At 38.7% G+C, this 21,521-nt stretch carries 11 protein-coding genes and 1 pseudogene; all 12 read left to right on the forward strand.

The window, feature by feature from the left end:
* Window positions 1-2,787 (forward strand): SusC/RagA family TonB-linked outer membrane protein (locus BWI44_RS16345; RefSeq protein WP_044155420.1); only part of this gene is annotated, 2,787 nt, incomplete at its 5' end.
* Between the two features lie 33 nt (window positions 2,788-2,820).
* Window positions 2,821-4,263: a RagB/SusD family nutrient uptake outer membrane protein gene (locus BWI44_RS16350; RefSeq protein ID WP_117692472.1), complete on the forward strand. Its 1,443-nt coding sequence runs from the start codon at window positions 2,821-2,823 to the stop codon at window positions 4,261-4,263.
* A gap of 19 nt (window positions 4,264-4,282) precedes the next feature.
* Complete coding sequence (locus BWI44_RS16355) at window positions 4,283-5,167, forward strand: Calx-beta domain-containing protein (RefSeq protein WP_195209766.1); 885 nt, start codon at window positions 4,283-4,285, stop codon at window positions 5,165-5,167.
* Between the two features lie 75 nt (window positions 5,168-5,242).
* Window positions 5,243-7,033, forward strand: coding sequence for a M6 family metalloprotease domain-containing protein (locus BWI44_RS16360; protein ID WP_229036234.1), 1,791 nt, complete (start codon window positions 5,243-5,245; stop codon window positions 7,031-7,033).
* A 7-nt stretch (window positions 7,034-7,040) separates the two neighbouring features.
* Entirely contained in the window at window positions 7,041-7,685 is a 645-nt protein-coding gene (locus BWI44_RS16365; RefSeq protein ID WP_117692462.1) for a hypothetical protein, read from the forward strand.
* 372 nt (window positions 7,686-8,057) lie between these two features.
* Window positions 8,058-11,081: pseudogene (locus tag BWI44_RS16370) on the forward strand (SusC/RagA family TonB-linked outer membrane protein); the annotation flags it as partial.
* A gap of 22 nt (window positions 11,082-11,103) precedes the next feature.
* Window positions 11,104-12,747: a RagB/SusD family nutrient uptake outer membrane protein gene (locus BWI44_RS16375; RefSeq protein ID WP_138293184.1), complete on the forward strand. Its 1,644-nt coding sequence runs from the start codon at window positions 11,104-11,106 to the stop codon at window positions 12,745-12,747.
* Between the two features lie 204 nt (window positions 12,748-12,951).
* Window positions 12,952-15,483, forward strand: coding sequence for a C10 family peptidase (locus tag BWI44_RS16380; RefSeq protein ID WP_229036236.1), 2,532 nt, complete (start codon window positions 12,952-12,954; stop codon window positions 15,481-15,483).
* 240 nt (window positions 15,484-15,723) lie between these two features.
* Complete coding sequence (locus BWI44_RS16385) at window positions 15,724-17,571, forward strand: C10 family peptidase (RefSeq protein WP_195209769.1); 1,848 nt, start codon at window positions 15,724-15,726, stop codon at window positions 17,569-17,571.
* Window positions 17,568-18,110: a hypothetical protein gene (locus BWI44_RS16390; protein ID WP_138293181.1), complete on the forward strand. Its 543-nt coding sequence runs from the start codon at window positions 17,568-17,570 to the stop codon at window positions 18,108-18,110. Before BWI44_RS16385 ends, BWI44_RS16390 begins: the two co-directional genes overlap by 4 nt.
* Window positions 18,111-18,150: 40 nt before the next feature.
* A complete protein-coding gene (hflX, locus tag BWI44_RS16395) occupies window positions 18,151-19,410 on the forward strand; it encodes a GTPase HflX (RefSeq protein WP_007667314.1) in 1,260 nt (419 codons plus the stop codon).
* A 101-nt stretch (window positions 19,411-19,511) separates the two neighbouring features.
* On the forward strand, window positions 19,512-21,512 hold the full coding sequence (locus tag BWI44_RS16400) for a DUF4954 family protein (RefSeq protein WP_117693950.1): 2,001 nt from the start codon (window positions 19,512-19,514) through the stop codon (window positions 21,510-21,512).
* Window positions 21,513-21,521 lie beyond the last annotated feature (9 nt).

Below are 21,521 nucleotides of genomic sequence, written 5' to 3' on the forward strand. Positions count from 1 at the left end.
AGTTCTGCGAAGACTTTGCAGGTTTCGTACATTGGTATGCAGACACAAGAAGTGGCAATTAAACGCAATCTAAAGATCGTGCTTAAGGCAGATGCTGCTATGCTTGATGAAGTAGTAGTAGTGGCTTATGGTGCTGCAAAAAAGAGTTCGTTAACCGGTTCTGTTGAAATAGTAAAAGCTGATCAGTTGTCAAAAGTACCGGTAAACAGTGTAGACCAAGCATTGCAAGGTAAAGCAGCAGGTGTGCAAGTAACTGCTGCAACTGGACGTCCGGGAGCAAGTGCTAATATTAAGATTCGTGGTACAAGTTCTATATCTGCCGGTAGTGATCCACTATTCGTAATCGATGGTGTACCTGTTTCTTCTGCAGATTTTGCAGCACTAAACTCGAATGATATTGAATATATGTCTGTATTGAAAGATGCATCTGCAACCGCAATATATGGTTCCAGGGGCTCTAATGGTGTTATTCTTATCACAACCAAGAAAGGTCAAAGTGGTAAAACTACAATTGACTTAAAAGCCATCTTTGGAATTTCTACCAGAACCTTATCTGATAGTGATTTTACAATGATGAATGCACAAGAAAAGCTTACTTATGAACGTCAGCTAGGTATTGGCCGCGGTTCATCTGGCGGAGCTAATGGTGGAGCAATGACTGATGCTGAAATTGCTGCTGCTAAAAATACAAATTGGGCTGATGAAATTTTCCGTACCGGTACTACACAGTCTTATGAATTGAATGTGGCAGGAGGTACTGACGCTACTCGTTTCTATTTATCAGGCCAATATTTTGATCAGGATGCTATAGTACCTGGTTCTTACCTTAGAAGAAGTACATTGCGTGCTAATCTTGAGCATAAAATTAAAGATGTAGTGAAAATTGGCTTTAATTCTTCTGCAGGTATTTCCAAGGAAGGTTTGCTAAGAACAGACCGTAATGCTTTGAATCCGTTCAACTATATCTTTAACGCTAATCCTTATGATGCTCCTTATAACGAAGATGGTAGCTATAATACTGACATGAAGGTTGCTGGTAATCAAATTAATATTTTTGAGAATATTGCAAATAATCCTGCAAGCTTAAGTAAACTTAAAATTATTGCAGCTTTCAATTTGGAATGGAGAATTTGGGATCAGCTCAAATATACAACGGTAGCAGGTGTAGATTTTACTCAATATCAAAACTACCAATTTAATAAACCGGAATCTCAATTATCACAGATTTTAGGTTCACCTTATGGTTATCGTAACGATCGTATTCAACAACGTTCTACTTGGGTATGGACCAATATGTTGAGTTATGACAAAACTTTTAATGATGTTCATGAAGTAAAAGCTGCAGCTGCAATGGAAGCTCAATCCAGCCATTACCGTACACTGACAGCTTCTGTTAGTGGTTTTGCAACTGGTAAATTGGATGCTATTTCAGTTGGAGCAACAGATAAAGATGTAGCAGGAAATACTACTGATTGGAGAATGCTTTCATATCTGGCAACTGCCGGTTATACTTATGATAGTAAATACATTATTGATGCAGCAATTCGTTGGGATGGTTCTTCACGTTTTGGAGCAGATAACCAATATGGTATGTTCTGGGCTGTAGGTTTAGGCTGGAACATGGAACGTGAATCATTCTTGCAAGATGTAAGCTGGCTTACTCGTTTGAAAGTTCGTGGTAGTGTAGGTACCAGTGGTAATAATAACATTGGCGATTATGCTGCACAAGGTGTATATGGTTATGGTAGCTATAATGGTGCATCAACTGCTTATCCTGCACGTTTACCGAATCCTGACTTATCTTGGGAAAAGAGTATGCAGGCATCTGTGGGTTTGGATGCTTCTTTGTTCGATTCACGTTTAAACGTTACATTTGATGTCTACCAACGTAAAACAACCGATTTGTTACTTTCAACTCGTTTGTCTATGACTTCAGGGTTCTCAAGTCGTATTGATAATGTTGGTGAATTGATGAACAAAGGGTATGAACTCTCTATCAGTGGTGATCTTATCAGAACCAATGACTGGAAACTGACATTGAATGGAATGATTTCTCAAAATAAGAATGAAATCAAAAAATTATATAAGGGAAATGATATTTCTGTTGGTTGGAATAACCTGATTAAAGAAGGTTATCCTATCAATGTCTATAAGATGGTTCGTTGGGCTGGAGTAAATCCTGCCAATGGTGACGCTTTGTACTATACTGCAGATGGCAGAATTACCAATACTTACAATTCAAATGACGCTGTAGTTTTGGATGGTAAGACTCCTGACCCCAAATATTTTGGTTCTTTTGGTGCAAATCTGTCATATAAAGGATGGGAATTAGCTGCAGATTTCTACTTCTCTGGTGGAAATTATATCTATAATCATATTCGTTTCTTTACGGAAAGTGATGGTGCACAGTATGGTAATAACCAAGATAAGAGTATGCTGTATGACCAATGGAAAAATCCGGGAGATATAACTAATGTGCCCAAACAAAGTATCAACAATAGTTCTTATCAGTCTACCAGATATCTGGAAGATGCTTCATACTTACGTTTGAGAAACTTAACCTTGGCATATACTTTCCCGAAGCAATGGCTAAAGGTAGCCCATGTAGAGAAGTTACGACTTTTTGCACAAGGTTTGAATCTGTTTACTGTAACAGGATTTAAAGGACTTGACCCTGAGGTAGGTGATTCACCTGCAGGTACAGGTGCAGGTGCTACAGGTGGTGTTCTTGACTTTAGCTACCCGGCTTCCAGAACGATCATGTTCGGTATTGAAATAGGTTTCTAATTATTATTTATGAATTTCAAAAAAGACACTCGTATGAAATTAATTAAAAAAACAATAATACCAGCAGTTGCTCTTTTTAGTTTGTCACTGACCGGATGTTCTGGTTTTCTGGATACCACTCCTCACGACTCTCTGAATAGTGACAATGCGCTAGAGTCTATGCAAGACTTTGATAATACAACCAATAGTGTATACGAATCAATTCGTTCGGCATCTTATACCACCGAGTTCATGTTGATGGTTCCAGACGTTATGTCTGATAATCTAACATTGAATCGTGACGGCCGTTTGATTTACAATGAATTTGCCGATTTCAAGTTTTACGCTGATACATATGGTGTAACTGGTATGTGGTCTGCTGCTTATAATGGTATTTTAGGTGCCAATGAGGTTATTACCCGTTTGGATGGTATGGAAATAGCTGAAGCAGATAAAAAGTTAGGTGCCAACCTACTTGCTGAATGTCTGGCTTTACGTGGCATGATACATTTTGATCTGGTACGTTTATATGGTAGAAACTATCAGCAGGCTTCTGACAGTGATTTAGGAGTTACTTATAAAAAAGATACGGAAACTGATTTTCCGGCACGTAATACTGTGAAAGAGGTATATACATGGTTGGTAGAAGATTTGGAAAGAGCGAAAGGATTGATGAGCGATGATTACAATGCTAAAATCAATTATCGCTTAAATAAGAAATCTGTTTGTGCTATTTTGGCACGTGTGTATCTAACAATGGGTGAAAATCAATTAGCTGTAACAAATGCAACAGCTGCTATTACAGGTGATGGCTCTGATATGGCAGATACTCAAGGTTTCAGCAAAGTATATACTACCAGTATGGCAGTTCCTGAGGTTTTATTCCGCATAGCACTTAAATCAGATGATGGAATTCTACCTGGTAACAGCTGGGGGCAAGGTGCTACAACCAGCTATGTAGGTAATTATTCTGTTTCTTGCGGATTAAGAGAACTGTATACAACCACTGACTGCCGTAATTCTGTTATCAAAATGGTTACCAGCGAAAGTGGTGATTGCAATATGGTATGGAAATGGGCTAATGGTGGTGCTTCTGCCGGTCTGGTTGATATTCCCCTTATACGTACTGCAGAAATGTACCTGACTCGTGCAGAAGCTAATTACAATTTGAAGCAGTATACTCCTGCTTTAGCAGACTTGAATATTGTACGCTCAAAACGTTATTCAGATTATGAAGCAGGTAATGAAAGTGGTGAGAGTTTGGAAAAAGCCATTCAGTTACAAAGACGTTTGGAACTGGCATTTGAGGGCCACCGTTTCTTTGACTTAAAGCGCAGACATGAAGATTTGGAGCGTGATGGTCTAGGTTTCTTAGCTGATGGTACAGGTGCTCCAGCCGGTGCTCAAGAAGTATCTGCAGACAGTCCTTACTATCTCCTGCCTATTCCACAAAGCGAAATAGATGCTAATGAGAATATGATTCAAAACAAGTATTAATTTCTAAAAACGGAAACAAATGAAAAAATTGACATATTTAATATTGGCTGTCGGGTTGTTGTTTACTTTTGCTGCATGTGATGATAACGAACCACAATCATTCAGAGCGGCAGATTCTAACGCAAGTTTTCCGACAACGACAGCTTCAGTAGATGAAAATGCTACCGAGCCCCTTCAAATTCCTCTTGCTTTAGCAGGGGTTAAAGGAAGTGGAAAAGTAACAGTAACCCTTACAGCTTCTTCCGAAGGAGAAAGTAGTCCGGCCATTGAAGGAACAGACTTTGTTATTGAAAACAAAGAGATTGTTTTTGAAGATGGTTGTGGAGTACAAAATGTAATTGTAAGACCGATAGATAATGATGTCTTTACCGGAAAAAAGACTTTCAAAATTATTATCTCAGCGACATCTCCTAAATTACTGGAATCTGAACAAAATAGTGTTCTCGTTACGATTGTAGACGACGAACATCCGTGGGCAGCTATAATCGGAACTTATAATATAACTGGTATTTCTGCTTTCGATGAAGTTACTCCGGTAAGTGTTCCAGCAGTAATTAGCGCTTCCGATGAAGATACGAATGTACTAAATGTGAATTTTGGTTATGGAACTCTTGCCAAAATGAGTGTGGAAGAAGTAGATGGGGAAATTGTGGTTGTAATGAAAGATAATCAATATATAGGTCCTATGCCGAAACCTACAGATGCATGGAACCGTTACTTCAGGGCCACTCATGTAGAGGGAGAAGATTTATATACAGTGAGTGCTTTAGCTGGAATTTTTGAGAATGGAGTAATTACGTTTGAATATGGATTTGGATTCCAAGCAATTCATCCATCTACAGGCGCATCTGGTGGCTTCTTTACCTTACTTATGGATGGCGTTGTGGCTACGAAAGCAAAATAATTCCTTCCTTATAGTCATTTAAGAATAAGGTCACCTATTTGATAGGGTGACCTTATTTTGTTTAAAATCAATAATATGATAAAGAAAAGATTACTTTTGATTTGTTTTTGGTGCAACATTTTCTGCTGGATGTATGCTGCTCCTTTTAGCTTTCTTGAAACAACAGTTACTCAACCTGATGGAAGTCAATTAACGCTGTATGCTTCAGGGGATGAATTTTACCATTGGGTACATGACAAAGATGGTTATACAGTATTGCAAGGAGAAGATGGTTACTGCTATTATGCTGAGAAAAATGATATGGGAGAATTGGTTCCTTCACCATTTTTAGTAGGAAAAACATCGATAGTTGATACAAAGCTCAAACCTTGGTTAAAAATTTCCAAAGAAAAATATGATGTTCGTCGTGAACGTTTGCAACCTTTATCGCGGACAAGGGGAATATTTCAACCTCAATATGCTTCTCATAAAAAGCCTTTGAATAACATTGTAATATTTATATCTTTCCAAGATGCTATTACTTTCTCAAAAAAGAGAAGTGTATACGACAGCCGCTTTAATAGTACTACCTCTTCTACAGGTTCCCTTAAGGATTATTACTTAGAAGTTTCTTATGATAATTTGACTATCCAGTCTCATTTCTTTCCTCATGCTGATTTAGAAGCTAATGATGTGGGTTATGTAGATTTTCATAACAGAGGTTTCTACCGGGCTTATAATGCAACGACTAATCCGGATGGATATAAAACTAGTGAAGAATCTACAATGAGAGAACATAATCTTGTTCAGAATGCAGTTGATGCAATGAGAAGTATTATTGAACAAGAGTTTACTCCAGATGAAATAGATAATGATAATGACGGATATGTTGATAATATCTGTTTTGTTGTTCAAGGAAATAGTGACGGATGGAGTGATCTATTATGGGCACACCGTTGGTCACTTTACACAAAAGAATGCTATATACATGGCAAGCGTGTAATGGATTATGTTTTTCAACCGGAAAACCAAGTAACTGTTAATACCCTCTGCCATGAAATGTTTCATGCTTTAGGAGCTCCGGACTTATATCATTACAGTGAAGAAAGTAAAAGTCTAGACCCTGTTGGTGCTTGGGATTTAATGAATAGTGGCTGGTGTCATATGGGAGCCTACATGAAGTGGATGTATGCAGGTAAAAGTTGGATTACTGAAATTCCGGAAATTACGACTACCGGCAGATATTCATTAGTCCCCCTTTCTCAAGGCCCAGATAACTCTTGTTACAAAATAAATTCATCCAATGCGAATGAGTACTATGTTTTGGAATATAGAAAGAAAGAAGGAAAATACGAAAAGAACATTCCAAGATCCGGTTTATTAATTTATAGAATCAATACAACTGTGTCTGATGGTAACCGGAATGGTCCTCCTGATGAGGTCTATATCTATCGCCCTTATGGTTCCTTGGTTGAAAATGGTTTTTTAGATGAGGCTGCTTATCAAACAAACGCTGGAGCAGTTATGACGGATAAAACCTATCCGAAACCTTTCTTATCTGATGATAGTGATGGAGGATTGCGTATTACAAACTTGGTTATTGAGAATGATAAACTTAGTTTTGATATTAATATCACTACCACAGGTGTTGAATCAGAACAAGAAACAAGTTCTTTCAAAATATATCTGGAAGGCAAAACATTGATAATTCATTCCAATGAGTTAATTAAGGATATTGTTATTACTGACCTTTCTGGAAAAGGTATTCTGAAATGGGATAATATAACTCAACCGATATCATTGCAACAGCTTTCCTCTGGAGTTTATATTGTTTCTGTTACTTTAGCTAATGATACGACGTATCAACAAAAAATCATTTTAAAATAATAATAGTATGGCGTCTATTTCTAATAAGATAATTGTATTGTGCTGTTGTTTTGTAAGCACTACTTTGGCTTGGGGGCAAAATGGTAAACATTTTGTTTTTCCCGAATATCAAGAAGGGCAGATTGTTTATAAAAATAAGAAAGTTAACAAAGTAGAGTTGAATTATAATAAGGCAACTGAAGAAATGATCTATACTGGTTCTGACGGTAAGAAAATGGCTCTTCATCCTATTGACCAAATTGATACTATCTATTTCGAAAAGAGGAGTTTTATTCCTTCAGGGAATAGTTTTGAAGAAGTTTTATTGTCAGGAAAGTACCCTTTGTATGCATCCTATCGCTGTCGTTTGAGTATTGGTGCTCAAAATATTGGTTATGGTAGTTCTTCTACAACGGCTATTGATAATATTTCCTCTCTTAATACGGGTGGAGAAATGTATCAGTTGAAATTACCAGAAAATTATAAAGTGGAGCCATATACTATATACACCATAGAAATAAATGGAAAACGTGAGCGTTTTAGGAGAATAAAAGAAGTTATAAAAATATTCCCTGAACGAAAGAAAGAAATCATGAGCTTTCAGAAAAAAAATAAGTTGAAGAATGATAACGAGGGGATTATCCAGGTAATTCAATATATTTCTTCTCTGTGATTTAGTTGGTTCTGATAGAAATAGTGGACTTTATAGTAAATAACTTACACATAAAGCGGGAGGCATATTCTAAATGATATGCTTCCCGTTTTTGTTTTGGATTACAGCTATATAGATAATTATTTTCCAACAATATGCTATCTAAAAGACTTTTAGTTGTAAATTAATAATGCAAACTACAACTATGTTTCTATTTATATGCTTAATAATTAGTAAGTTAGATTTATTATTAGGATATATACGGTAGATCATTATGATAATTATATTAATATATATGTCTTATAATCAATACAATAGTATATACAAATATTCGATTTATGGGTTCTTTTTGTTTTAGTAAATCGCTTATAATTAGGTCGATAGCTATATTGTAGTTCTGCGAAGACTTTGCAGATTTCGTACATTGGAATGCAAGCACAAGAAGTGGGTATTAAACCTACTGTGAAGGTTATTATGAAGTCTGATGCTGAGATGCTTGACGAAGTAATGGTGGTTGCTTATGGTACCGCGAAGAAGTCTGCATTTACAGGTTCTGCTTCAACTATCAAAGCAGATAAGTTGGCAGAGCGTCAGGTCTCTAATATAACTAATGCACTTTCAGGTCAGGTGGCTGGTGTACAAACAACCAGCGGAAATGGCCAACCGGGTACCGGGTCTACTGTACGTATTCGTGGTATCGGTTCGATTTCTGCCAGTAATAATCCATTATATGTAGTAGACGGTGTACCTTATGATGGAGATATTTCTGCTATTAACTCTCAGGATATTGAGAGTATGACAGTTTTGAAAGATGCAGCTTCTAATGCTTTGTATGGTGCACGTGGTGCGAACGGTGTTATTTTGGTAACTACTAAAAAGGGAGCTTCCGGAAAAGCAGTTGTTAACGTTGATGCAAAATGGGGTACAAATAGACGTGGGGTTCCCAGTTATGACGTTATGACCAATGCTAATCAATATGTTGAAACCTATTATAAAGCAATGCTTAATGGCTGGGCAGGTGGTGACCCCAATAAAATTGTTGATTATGCAGGAGATGGTTCTGTGATGATTTCTGGTAATAACCTAGTTAATGCCTTGATTTTTGGCAGTGACTATCTGGGATATCCTATATATACAACGCCGAATGGAGAAAATGTAATTGGTATGGATGGTAAAATTAACCCTAATGCTAAAATTGGTTCTGTTTATGGTGATTATTATGTAACACCAGATGATTGGGAAAAAGAATTGTTTGATAATAGTAATTTGCGTCAGGAATATAATGTTAGTATTAGTGGTTCAAGTGATAAGATGACCTACTATATGTCAGCAGGTTATCTGGATGACAGTGGTATTATTCCGGGCTCTGGTTATTCTCGTCTCTCTACTCGTTTGAAAGCAGACTATAAGGTACAAGAATGGTTGAAAGTAGGTGCAAATTTCTCATATGCCAATGTAAAGAGCCGTTATCCTGATGAACAAACAAAGACAGGAAGTAGTATGAACTTGTTTTATATTACTAATAATATAGCTCCTATTTATCCTCTATATATTCGTAATGCAGATGGTAGCATTAAACAGGACAGCCGTGGTTATACAATGTACGACTATGGTAATGGTATGTATAACAGGCAGGTGAATGGAAAGACTGAGGCTTTGAATCGTCCATTCTTGTCCAATTCTAACCCTGCTTCTTCACTACAGTTGGATAAACGTGAATTCTTAATGGATATTCTTAGTGCGAAAGGATTCGTTGAAATTGAGTTTATGCCAGGTTTGAAAGCTACTGGAAACTGGGGTATGGATTTGGATAATACTCGTTATTCAGAGTTGGTTAACCCGTATTATGGCCAGTATGCTTCAGAAAGTGTTGGCGGTCTTGTTTCTATGGAGCACTCTCGTACTTTCAGTGTAAACCAACAGTATTTGCTTACCTATAAGGATAATTTCGGGATACACAATATAGATTTGTTAGCAGGATTTGAATCTTATAATTATAAATCTCAGTATTTGTCCGGTAGTAAGCAAAAATTGTATAATCCTACAATTATAGAAATAAATAATGCAATCAAGACTCCAGCTGTTTATTCTGCAACTACTAATTATGCAACTCAGGGTTTCTTAGCACGTGCCCAATATGATTATGATAGTAAGTATTTTGCAAGTGCTTCTTATCGTCGTGATGCTTCTTCTCGCTTTCATCCTGACCACCGTTGGGGAAATTTCTGGTCTGTAGGTGCCAGCTGGTTGCTGAATAAGGAGGCTTTCATGAGTGATTTAACATGGATTGACATGTTGAAGTTTAAGGCTAGTTATGGTGTACAAGGCAATGATAATATTGGTAATTATTATGCTTATCAAGATCAGTACTCTGTATCTAATAGTAATGATGATTTCTCTGTTTCTCTTGCATATAAAGGTAATAAGAATATCACTTGGGAAACGTCTCATAGCTTCAATACTGGTTTTGATTTCGAATTCTTTGACCAACGTTTGAACGGTACGATCGAATATTTTAGCCGTAAGACTACGGATATGTTGTATAACAAACCAGTTAATCCGTCAGTAGGCTATTCTGCAATTCCAATGAATGTAGGTTCTATGATTAATCGTGGTGTTGAACTTGACTTGAATGGTGATATTATCCGTACTAATGATATTACGTGGAGTGTAAACTTCAACTTGACTCATTTTAAGAATAAAATCCAGAAACTGCATCCTGATTTGAATGGCGAATTGATTGATGGTAGCCGTATTTATCAGGAGGGGGAGTCTATGTATCAATTCTATTTGCGTAAATATGCAGGTGTAGATGAGGAAACGGGAGTTGCTCTTTACTATAAAGATATAACAGATGCGAACGGTAATGTTACTGGTCAGGAAAAGACTCAGAATTGGTCAGATGCAACTCGCCATGCAACGGGTGATATTCTTCCGAAAGTATATGGTGGATTTGGTACTCGTTTGAATGTTTATGGATTTGATTTTGCTATTTCATTGGCTTATCAATTAGGTGGTCGCGTGTATGATAATGGGTATGTATCCTTGATGCATGCAGGTGATGATCCTGGACAGAACTGGCATAAAGATATTCTGAATGCATGGACTCCGGAAAATAAGACAAGTAATATTCCGCAGATCAACGTATTTGCGCAGTATGCCAATTCTTTGTCAGACCGTTTCCTGACAAGCTCGGATTATCTAAGTATTAATAATATTACGGTAGGGTATACATTACCTAAAAACTGGACCCGCAAAATGTTAATCAGTTCTATGCGTATATATATGGCTGCTGACAATGTTGCTTTGTTCAGTGCACGAAAAGGATTGGATCCTCGTCAGAGCTATACAGCATCAAGTGCTGATGTGTATTCTCCGATACGAACTATTTCTGGTGGTATAACCCTTTCTTTCTAACCCCTTTAAAAAGCAAGAAAATATGAAAATAAATAAGAGTATATTGTTACTTTCATCTGTTTTTGTAATGGCTGCGTGTGATCTGGATAAGTATCCTGAAGGCTCGACCATGACGCAAGACCAAAAAGATGAAGTTATCTCCATGATTCCGGAACGTATTGAGTCTGAATTGAATGGTTTAAAAAGTGGATTGAATGTTTTAGGAACATTGGGTAATCCTAACTCTACCGGTTATCATTTTGACTATGGTTTCCCGGCTATATGTATGATTTACGATCAGGCAGGGCAGGATATGACTTGCAAGAATGATGCTATTGGTTACAATAAATATATATCCCAGCAGAAGTTCAGAGACCGTATAACTACTTCTGTTTTTAATGAGTTTATCTGGAAGAATTACTATAACCATCTGAAAACAGCAAATGACTGTATTGCAACATTGTCGGCTGCTTTCCCTGAAGATAAACGTACTGCTAAAGTAAAGAATTACTTTGGGCAGGCATTAGCTTCACGTGCATTCGATTATTTACAACTGATCCAGACTTATCAGTTTACTTATATTGGTCATGAATCAGCAAAAGGTGTACCTTTGGTTCTGGATACAATGACAGATGATGAGAAATTAAACAATCCTCGTGCAACAGTAGAGCAAGTTTATACTCAAATTATGTCTGATTTGAATACTGCAATTTCTTATTTGGCAGAAAATCCTGTTACTCGTAAGGATAAAGCACAAATAACGGCAGAAGTTGCTTATGGACTTCGTGCGCGTACTAATTTATTAATGGGTAATTGGGCTGCTGCAGCTTCAGATGCTGCTAAAGCATGTGCAGGTGCTCGTCCTTACTCTATGGAAGAAGTTAGTGTTCCTAGATTTTATGATGCCAGTGATGCTTCTTGGATTTGGGGGATTGTGATTACTTCAGAAGATGGAGTCGTGAAAACTGGTATTGTAAATTGGGCTTCTCATCTTTGTTCACTTACAGGTATGGGATATACTACTGCAGCCAGTGCTACAGACGTGTCATTTAGGGCTATTAATAACAAATTATGGGCAGAGATATCAGCGTCTGATGTTCGTAAGGCATGGTGGGTGGATGATCAGCTTCATTCGGATGCTTTGGTTAATGCGTATGGAGCTCAGAATGCTTACGGATGGGCAAATGGACTTTTTGGTTCAACAATATTCTCTCCATATGTAAATGTTAAGTTTGGTCCTGAAGGAGGGCAGATAGCTAATTCTGACAATGCACAAGACTGGCCTTTAATGCGTGTTGAGGAGATGTTATTGATTGAGGCTGAAGCTACTGGTAGAGATAATCTTGCTGCCGGTAAACAGAAATTGGAGGCTTTTGTAAAGGGGTATCGTGATGCTACGTATATTTGCAATGCAACTAATTTAGACGAATTTATAGATGAGATATGGTTCCAACGTCGTATTGAATTATGGGGCGAAGGGTTCTCATTATTTGATGTTTTGCGTTTGAAGAAACCAATTAAGCGTATTGGCACTAATTTCCCAGCAGGTAGTACATTTGCAGATATTGCTGCTGAATCCCCACTTTTGATCTATACAATTCCTGAATGTGAAACTGCAGTAAATAAAGCTATTACTCCTGCAGATAATAATGAAGCAGCGATTCCGCCGACACCTGTTCAGAATTAATGATTAAGTAAGAAGCATTAATATAAAAATTACTTATTGAGTATTAGAAATATGCACCCCAAATGTCGATATCGCCTTTGGGGTGCTTTTTTTAATACACTCTTGTCTTTGTTAATATACAAAATAGTAGATGAAAATATTTGCAATGTATCGAATTTCAGTAAATTTGCAATTTTCTTTTAATTATTCTAATAAATGATGCCTATGAAGAAATTACTACTCCTGTTTTTGGTTCTTCTGTGTAGCTTAACAGCATGGACAGCCCAGCGCTCTCCGGAAGAAGCTCTTTCTATTGCCCGTTCTTTCTTTATGCAGTCATCCGGGGCTGTAACCCGTAATGCTGGTGATATTCAGTTGGTGACAGTTTCCAATGATTTGCTAAAATCTGTATCTACCCGTAGCGTGGAAGGAACAGCTTTTTATATTTATAACTATGAGCAGTCTGCCTATGTCATAGTATCCGGTGATGACCGTATGAAACCTGTGTTGGGTTATTCGGATAATGGGAGTTTCATAACTGAAAACTTACCGGTAAATATACTTGGGTGGTTGGAATTATATAATGCTGCCTATGCTGAACTGGGTAATGGCGAAAAAGCAGTTACTGAACCTAAATTACTTACTAAAACAAGTTTTCCGGCATCTGTATCTCCTTTGCTGGGAAGTATATGTTGGGATCAAAGTGCACCGTACAATAATACCTGTCCCCTTTATCAGGGAGAACGCTGTGTGACGGGATGTGTAGCTACGGCAATGGCTATGATTTTGAAATATCATGAATACCCAGTAAAAGGAAAAGGTACTCATTCTTATAAAGCTCCTAATGGAATTGAATGTTCTTTTGATTATGGAAATACTACTTTTGACTGGAATAATATGCTTCCGCAATATTCTGGAACTTATACTGCCGAACAGGCTGACGCTGTTGCTCAATTAATGTCGGCCTGCGGTGTGGCGGTTGATATGCAGTATTCACCTTATAGTTCAGGAGCTTATTCATATCAGGTAGGCCAAGCATTAATTGACTACTTTGGGTATGATGGTAATTTGGGATTGGTATATCGTCAATATTTTACTTCTGCCGAATGGATGAATCTGATTAAATCAGAAATAAACGAGAGACGTCCTATCTACTATTTTGGCTCATCGGATGATGGAGGACATGCGTTTGTCTTTGATGGTTATGATACTCAGGATATGGTTCATGTCAATTGGGGATGGAGTGGAATGAATAATGGGTACTTTGAGGTTTCTTCTCTGAATCCTGATTCTCCCGGTATTGGTGGTGGAAGTAATCTAGGAGGAGGATTTACGAGAGGCCAAGGAATGTATCTGGGGATACAGCCACCTATTGCTACTTCAAACTTTACTTCTCATTTTTATATGACGGAGTTGGAAGTAAATAAAGAAGAAATTGATAAGGGAGACGTGTTTAAACTGACGATTACTAAGATATTCAATATGAGTATGGCATGCAAGAATAGTAAATTGGCAGTGATAGCAGAAAAAGATGGTAAGCAGTCAATATTAGGGCAGATTGCTTTGGCTACGATGATAAATACGTATGAAGGATATAATACTCTTGTTCTTTCTAATCTGAAAATACCCAATGATTTTGCTGATGGAACTTATTCTGTATATGCAGCTACCAAAGATGAGCGCGAAGCAACATGGAGCCGTGTGCGTGGTTACGTAGGTTCTGAAGCACAACTCATTCTTGTTGTGGCTGGTAATAAATGTACTTTGACTCTGTTTAGTGGTAATCTTAGTTATAGAGAAGACATAGAAGTAAATGTGGAATTAGTACATAATTTGTATAGTGGTCTCAAGGGAGATTTCAAAATGTTGGTTTCTAATAAAAGTACATCGGATGAATATTATGGTTTAGTGGGTGTTGCACTTTTTAAAGCTGATAAAGAACAGAACTTTGTAGCGATAGTCGGAGATGTACAGGTTGAAATAAAGCCGGGCACGGTGAATAGAGAATTGGCTGTATCCGGAGATTTGGCTGTTACAGAGAACGGCGTGACTACCAATATTCCTGCCGGAGATTATTATATTTGTCCCTGCATGGATTGGGGAGGAGCTACGTATGCCATCGGTGAGTTAACTCCGGTAACCATAAAGGAAGCCTATGGAGCTGCCGATTTAAAAGTCAGTCAACCCCGTCTGGAGAAAACGCAGCTTCAAGTGGGGGAGAATCTAAAACTGTTGGCTAATCTTTCATTATCTGGCAATGGAAATGTATATGCTGGGACATTAACAGTGGCTATTTTTCAGTATGATGATCAGTATGCGTCTAGTGTGCACTATCAAAATGTATTTGTGGAAGTAGGGCAGGCAGTTAATCTTGTTATGGAAATTCCTTTGAGTGTAGGTGTAGGGGATCATACGGTTGGTTTGTTTAAACCTGATGCAAGTGGGAACCCTACGCCAGTTCGTTATCTTTCTTTCTCTGTAGGACCAGCTACCGGTATTGAAGATGAAGTGGCTGATAAAGACGAGTTAGTTGTCTGTCAACAACCAGTAGACGATATTCTTAATATCCGTACTTCTAATGCTGTCCAAATGATCTCTGTCTATAATCTGTCCGGACAACAGATGATACAGCAAAAAGAGTTCGGAGATAAAAAAGAATATTCCATACCAGTAAGAGGGTTGACCGCAGGTTACTATATTGTAGTATTACAGTCGGCTGATGGTAAGGTATACAAGAGCAAGTTTATGAAACGTTAGACTATATATTTATAGTATGAAGGGCGAGGCTATACTATTAACTTAGGATGGCCTTGTTTTTTATATTCTAATGAACGATTTTCACTCTAAAACGTTCATTTGCGATAGGATCATCAAAAAAAGTATTCAAAATCATCTGACGAACCATATATTTCAGTAATTTTGTCTTTCTAATGAACAACAAGATAGTGATTTGTGTCATTTGTTGAGGTGCTACTAAAACAACTAACCCCTAACTATATGAGGTGTACACTACTCTTTCTATTAATTCTTCTTACAAGTCGGCTTCTTGCTGATAATGTAACAGCAGAGCAGGCTCATGCTTTAGCTGCCGATTTCTTTAAAACGAATGTTCAAACCCGTAACACTTCTGTATCACCACAGCTGCAATTAGTTTGGGATGGAGAAGATCTGAGTACTCGTAGCACAGGGAATCTTCCGGCTTTCTATGTTTTTAATAATACCGATCGGAAAGGCTTTGTTATTATTGCCGGAGATGATGTGGCTATGCCCGTATTGGGGTATTCTTTTACGGATAACTTTGTGGTAGATGGGATGCCTTCTAATTTGAAAAGTTGGATGAATGGGTTGAGAGAGCAGATCAATAGAGCCAGAGAGACAGGACTGAATGTTTCCGATGTTGTATCCAAAGCATGGAGAGGAGTGTCGGACATGACTACGGGAGACGTGGTGAAACAATATGAAACGGCAAAGTGGGATCAGTTAAGTCCCTATAACTTCCTTTGTCCTGAAATTAATCGCATTCGAACTGTAACAGGTTGTGTTGCAACGGCTGTAGCCATACTTATGAGATATTACGAATGGCCGGATGTGGGTACGGGAACTCTTCCGGCTTACAATTATACAGCACATATAAATGGAAGAGAAATTTCCCAGACAGTGCCAGAAAGGACATTAGGCAATACTTATGCGTGGAATAATATGCCACTTGAATATGATTGGAATTCTTCAGAAGTCACCGAAAATGAAGTTGCAACTTTGATGTACGATTGTGGTGTTATGGCTCAGGCTGAGTTCAATATAGCTTCTGCCGGTGGTACCGGTGCTGCTACATTGACAGCAGTCCGTGGACTGGCTGAGTATATGAAGTACGATAAAAGTATGTTGTGTCTTCGTCGCGAATGGTACTCGGATACAGAATGGATACAAATGTTGGAAAATGAAATAATGACAGTAGGTCCTGTACTTTATGGTGGAGCTACTCTTAGTAATGAAGGGCATCAGTTTATACTGGATGCATACACAACAGAGAATTATTTCAGAGTAAATTGGGGATGGAGTGGGCATAGCAATGGTTTCTTTCTGATTTCCGCTTTAAATCCGGATGATCAGGGGGCAGGAGGTAGTACAGGCGGTGGTTTCATTGCGAACCAAGATGCTTTGTTTGGGCTAAAGCCGGCAAAAGGAAATTCAAACTATCAGACTTTGCTGGGGATGCTTGCCGGAAAAACTGGCAGTGGAGAATCTTATTCCGGTTTGATGACTTCTGAAACACAGTTTAATGTAAATACTAATTTTACAGTGAAATGCGGCTTCTTCTGGAATCTCGGATTAATTCCGTTTTCTGGGAAAGTAGCTTTAGCCATAGTTGATAAGAATCAGAATGTTAGGGAACTTATATCAGGTACTTCATCTATTCCAAGCATGAATACGTATAGTGGTATGGCTTTTACGTTCCCTTGTAAAATCTCATTGTCTCCACAGCCCGGTGATCGTATTGTTGCAGTTTACAAAGGAACAAATGATGCTGATTGGAAAATTGTTCGTGGTGGTTCTGATACTACGAATGAGATTATCGTTAAAACTGATCCTACCCCAATAATCGAGACCGAACAAGAAACCCGGTTTACTGTTCATTGTGATAAGCAACAAGGAACTGTGATTGCCCATTTGCCGGAGAATTCCCATACGTTGAATGTATATGATGTAAATGGGTGTTTATTGAGACAAATATTGTCTGAAGGAAAAGATACTATAATTTTCTCTTGTCGGGAATATCCTGCGGGAGTATATATATTGCAGGTTATAACAGATAAGGGAAGTCAACAATGTAAGTTTTTAAAATGAAAAAGGAAATTAATGTTGTAATAGCGACCTTACTTGTACTATTGGCAGGTTGTCGCTCTGCGAAAAAAGAAACAACGGTTACATCGGATATGCAAAAGATAGAAATGAATTCTGTGGCGATTACTCCACAACTGACAGGGGGGAGTCCAGCCTCTACTTCGCCAATAGTCTATGTCTATAAGACAAAGGCTGATTATTTACATCGGGTACCGGTGATAATGGATGAGGCTCGTACACGTATCTTATCCTATCCCGCACCCGGGGATCTGAAAATGGGTAATGGATTGCGTCTGCCTACTGTTTTGAATAAAGGCTACTTGTTGGATAATAAAGGAATAGGTCCTAATGTGGCTTTTCTTACCTATACATATGAAGAGTATAGCCAGTTGCCCACAGCACCTTCCATGGACGATTTGATGTCACATATTCTTGATAAATATCCTTTATTGGAAATACATGCATGTGGTCGTCGTGCTGATTATAAAGACATTGTTCCAGAATTAAATGAGAAAATAGCAGAAGGAATTCTACAAAAATAATTATATTTGTCGCCCAATATTTAATAAATAGGTATAGTAAATGAAAGAATTTGTAATCTCCGAAGTACAGGCAGAAACGGCGGTATTGGTTGGTCTCATTACGAAAATGCAGGATGAACGTAAGACAAACGAATACCTCGATGAACTGGAATTCTTGGCTGAGACAGCCGGGGCGGAAGTAGTGAAACGATTTACTCAGAAGCTGGATCAGGCACATTCTGTGACTTACGTCGGCAAGGGTAAACTGGAAGAAATAAAAGAATATATCCGGAGCGAAGAGGAAGCCGAGCGGGAAATCGGTATGGTGATTTTCGATGATGAACTCTCTGCGAAACAAATACGTAATATTGAAGCGGAGTTGAAGATCAAGATATTAGATCGTACTTCGCTTATTCTCGACATATTTGCCATGCGCGCACAGACAGCCAATGCAAAGACGCAGGTGGAACTGGCACAGTATAAATACATGCTTCCCCGCTTGCAACGTTTGTGGACTCACTTGGAACGCCAAGGTGGTGGTTCCGGCGCCGGTGGCGGTAAAGGTTCCGTGGGACTTCGTGGTCCGGGTGAAACGCAGTTGGAAATGGACCGTCGTATCATCTTGAACCGTATGTCATTGCTGAAAGAGCGCTTGGCAGAGATTGATAAGCAGAAGGCAACTCAGCGGAAGAATCGAGGACGCATGATTCGTGCGGCATTAGTGGGATATACCAATGTGGGTAAATCTACATTGATGAATCTGCTGGCGAAGAGTGAAGTCTTTGCAGAAAACAAGCTGTTTGCGACATTGGATACTACGGTGCGTAAGGTGATTATTGATAATCTGCCGTTCTTGCTTTCAGATACGGTTGGTTTCATACGTAAGTTGCCGACAGACTTGGTCGATTCTTTTAAATCAACTCTGGACGAAGTGCGCGAGGCGGATTTGCTGTTGCACATTGTGGATATTTCACATCCTGATTTTGAAGAACAAATAGAAGTAGTCAATAAAACTCTGGCAGATATCGGTGCATCCGGTAAGCCTATGATACTTGTTTTTAATAAAATAGACGCTTACACCTATGTGGAGAAAGCGGCTGACGACCTTACCCCCAGAACAAAGGAAAACTTGACACTCGAGGAACTGATGAAGACTTGGATGGCAAAGATGGAGGATAATTGCCTCTTTATCTCTGCCCGCGAGAAGATCAATTTAGAGGAACTGAAGAGTGTAGTTTATGCGCGTGTAAAAGAATTGCATGTACAGAAGTACCCTTATAACGATTTTCTTTATCAGACCTACGAAGAAGAAGAGGTCTAATCAATGAAGAATTAAGAATGAAGAATGAAGAATTGGGCTGCGTGCTCTTGTGCTGCATAGTAATTCTTCATTCTTAATTCTTCATTCTTAATTTACTTATTATGAATTACAGACATTTAACTGAAGACGAGATACTTCGGTTGAAAAGCCAGTCGTGTCTGGCAGATGATTGGGGGAAAGTAACGGTAGCGGAAGACTTTGTTACCGAATTTGTGCATCATACCCGGTTCTCGGGAAATGTACGTTTAGGTGTGTTTCAATCAGAATTCACACTACCGGGAGGAATCAAGAAACACTCCGGTCTGCGCCATGTGACGCTACACAATGTTTCTGTAGGAGATAACTGTTGCATAGAGAATATCCAGAATTACATTGCTAATTATGAAATCGGGCATGATACATTTATTGAGAATGTGGATATTATCCTGGTAGATGGTTTGAGTAAATTTGGTAATGGGGTAGAGGTATCTGTGCTGAATGAAACAGGTGGGCGAGAGGTACTTATCAATGATAAACTTTCTGCGCACCAAGCCTATATCCTGGCGCTTTACCGTCACCGTCCGGAACTGATTTGCCGGATGAAGGCTATTACTGATTTTTATTCCAATAAGCATGCTTCTGCAATAGGTAGCATTGGCAACCATGTCATGATACTCAATACAGGGTCTATCAAGAACGTGCGTATTGGAGATTACTGTCACATTTGTGGGACGTGTCGTCTTTTTAATGGAAGCATCAATAGTAATGAAGAAGCACCGGTACATCTTGGTCATGGGGTCATTTGTGATGATTTTATCATCTCATCCGGTTCGCATATAGATGATGGGGCGATGTTAAGCCGCTGTTTCATAGGACAGGCTTGTCGTTTGGGGCATAATTATTCGGCATCGGAATCTCTCTTTTTCAGCAATTGTCAAGGAGAAAACGGTGAAGCATGTGCCATTTTTGCCGGACCTTTCACGGTGACGCATCATAAATCCACTTTATTGATTGCCGGTATGTTTTCATTTATGAATGCCGGTTCCGGATCTAACCAAAGTAACCATATGTATAAGTTAGGTCCTATTCACCAGGGAACTTTGGAGCGTGGAGCTAAGACTACTTCCGATTCTTATATCCTATGGCCTGCCCGTGTGGGAGCCTTTTCATTGGTGATGGGACGCCATGTCAATCATTCCGATACATCCAATCTGCCTTTTTCCTATCTGATAGAGCAAAATAATACCACTTATCTTGTGCCGGGCGTTAACTTGAGGAGTGTCGGAACCATTCGTGATGCGCAGAAATGGCCGAAGCGTGACGGACGTACTGATACCAATAAGTTGGATTTCATCAATTACAATTTGCTCAGCCCTTATACCGTACAAAAGATGTTCAAAGGGCGAGAGACTTTGCAGAATCTGCGCCATGCTTCCGGAGAACTTTCTGATATTTATTCTTTCCATAGTGCTAAAATCCGTAATTCAGCGTTAGTGAAGGGGATAAAGTTCTATGAGATAGCTATTCATAAATTCCTCGGGAACTCTGTAATCAAGCGTTTGGAAGGTATTGATTTTAAGAGTAACGAAGAAATACGTGCCCGTCTGAAACCTGATACGGTGATAGGTAGTGGTGAGTGGGTGGATATTTCCGGATTGATAGCACCGAAGAGCGAGATAGATGCTTTAATCAATGATATAGAGTGTGGTAAAGTGGACCGTCTGAAGTCTATTAATGCGGAATTCGAGAAGATGCATCAGAACTACTATACTTACGAATGGACCTGGGCTTATGAGAAGTTAGAAGAGTTTTATGGTATCAAGCCTGAGAATATTACGACGGCAGATATTATCCGTATTGTAGAAAAGTGGAAAGAAGCTGTAGTTGGGCTGGACCGTATGGTGTATGATGACGCTAAGAAAGAATTCTCACTGGCCTCCATGACGGGCTTTGGTGCCGATGGTTCGCGTGCAGAGAAAGAAATGGACTTTGAACAGGTGCGTGGAGATTTCGAAAGTAATCCTTTTGTCACTGCTGTGCTGAAACATATTGAAGATAAGACAGCATTGGGTGACGAACTGATAAGTCGTATGCAGCGGATAGCATCATTTTACGCTAATTAAAGAAATATT

Origin of the sequence: Bacteroides sp. Phil13 (assembly GCF_001940965.1) — a bacterium.
GTDB classification, from domain to species: domain Bacteria; phylum Bacteroidota; class Bacteroidia; order Bacteroidales; family Bacteroidaceae; genus Bacteroides; species Bacteroides intestinalis.

Bases quoted from the DNA above. Each gene is read 5' to 3' on its own strand.
- BWI44_RS16350 (WP_117692472.1), top strand. From the start codon at position 2,821: ATGAAATTAATTAAAAAAACAATAATACCAGCAGTTGCTCTTTTTAGT.
- BWI44_RS16355 (WP_195209766.1), top strand. From the start codon at position 4,283: ATGAAAAAATTGACATATTTAATATTGGCTGTCGGGTTGTTGTTTACT.
- BWI44_RS16360 (WP_229036234.1), top strand. From the start codon at position 5,243: ATGATAAAGAAAAGATTACTTTTGATTTGTTTTTGGTGCAACATTTTC.
- BWI44_RS16365 (WP_117692462.1), top strand. From the start codon at position 7,041: ATGGCGTCTATTTCTAATAAGATAATTGTATTGTGCTGTTGTTTTGTA.
- BWI44_RS16375 (WP_138293184.1), top strand. From the start codon at position 11,104: ATGAAAATAAATAAGAGTATATTGTTACTTTCATCTGTTTTTGTAATG.
- BWI44_RS16380 (WP_229036236.1), top strand. From the start codon at position 12,952: ATGAAGAAATTACTACTCCTGTTTTTGGTTCTTCTGTGTAGCTTAACA.
- BWI44_RS16385 (WP_195209769.1), top strand. From the start codon at position 15,724: ATGAGGTGTACACTACTCTTTCTATTAATTCTTCTTACAAGTCGGCTT.
- BWI44_RS16390 (WP_138293181.1), top strand. From the start codon at position 17,568: ATGAAAAAGGAAATTAATGTTGTAATAGCGACCTTACTTGTACTATTG.
- hflX (WP_007667314.1), top strand. From the start codon at position 18,151: ATGAAAGAATTTGTAATCTCCGAAGTACAGGCAGAAACGGCGGTATTG.
- BWI44_RS16400 (WP_117693950.1), top strand. From the start codon at position 19,512: ATGAATTACAGACATTTAACTGAAGACGAGATACTTCGGTTGAAAAGC.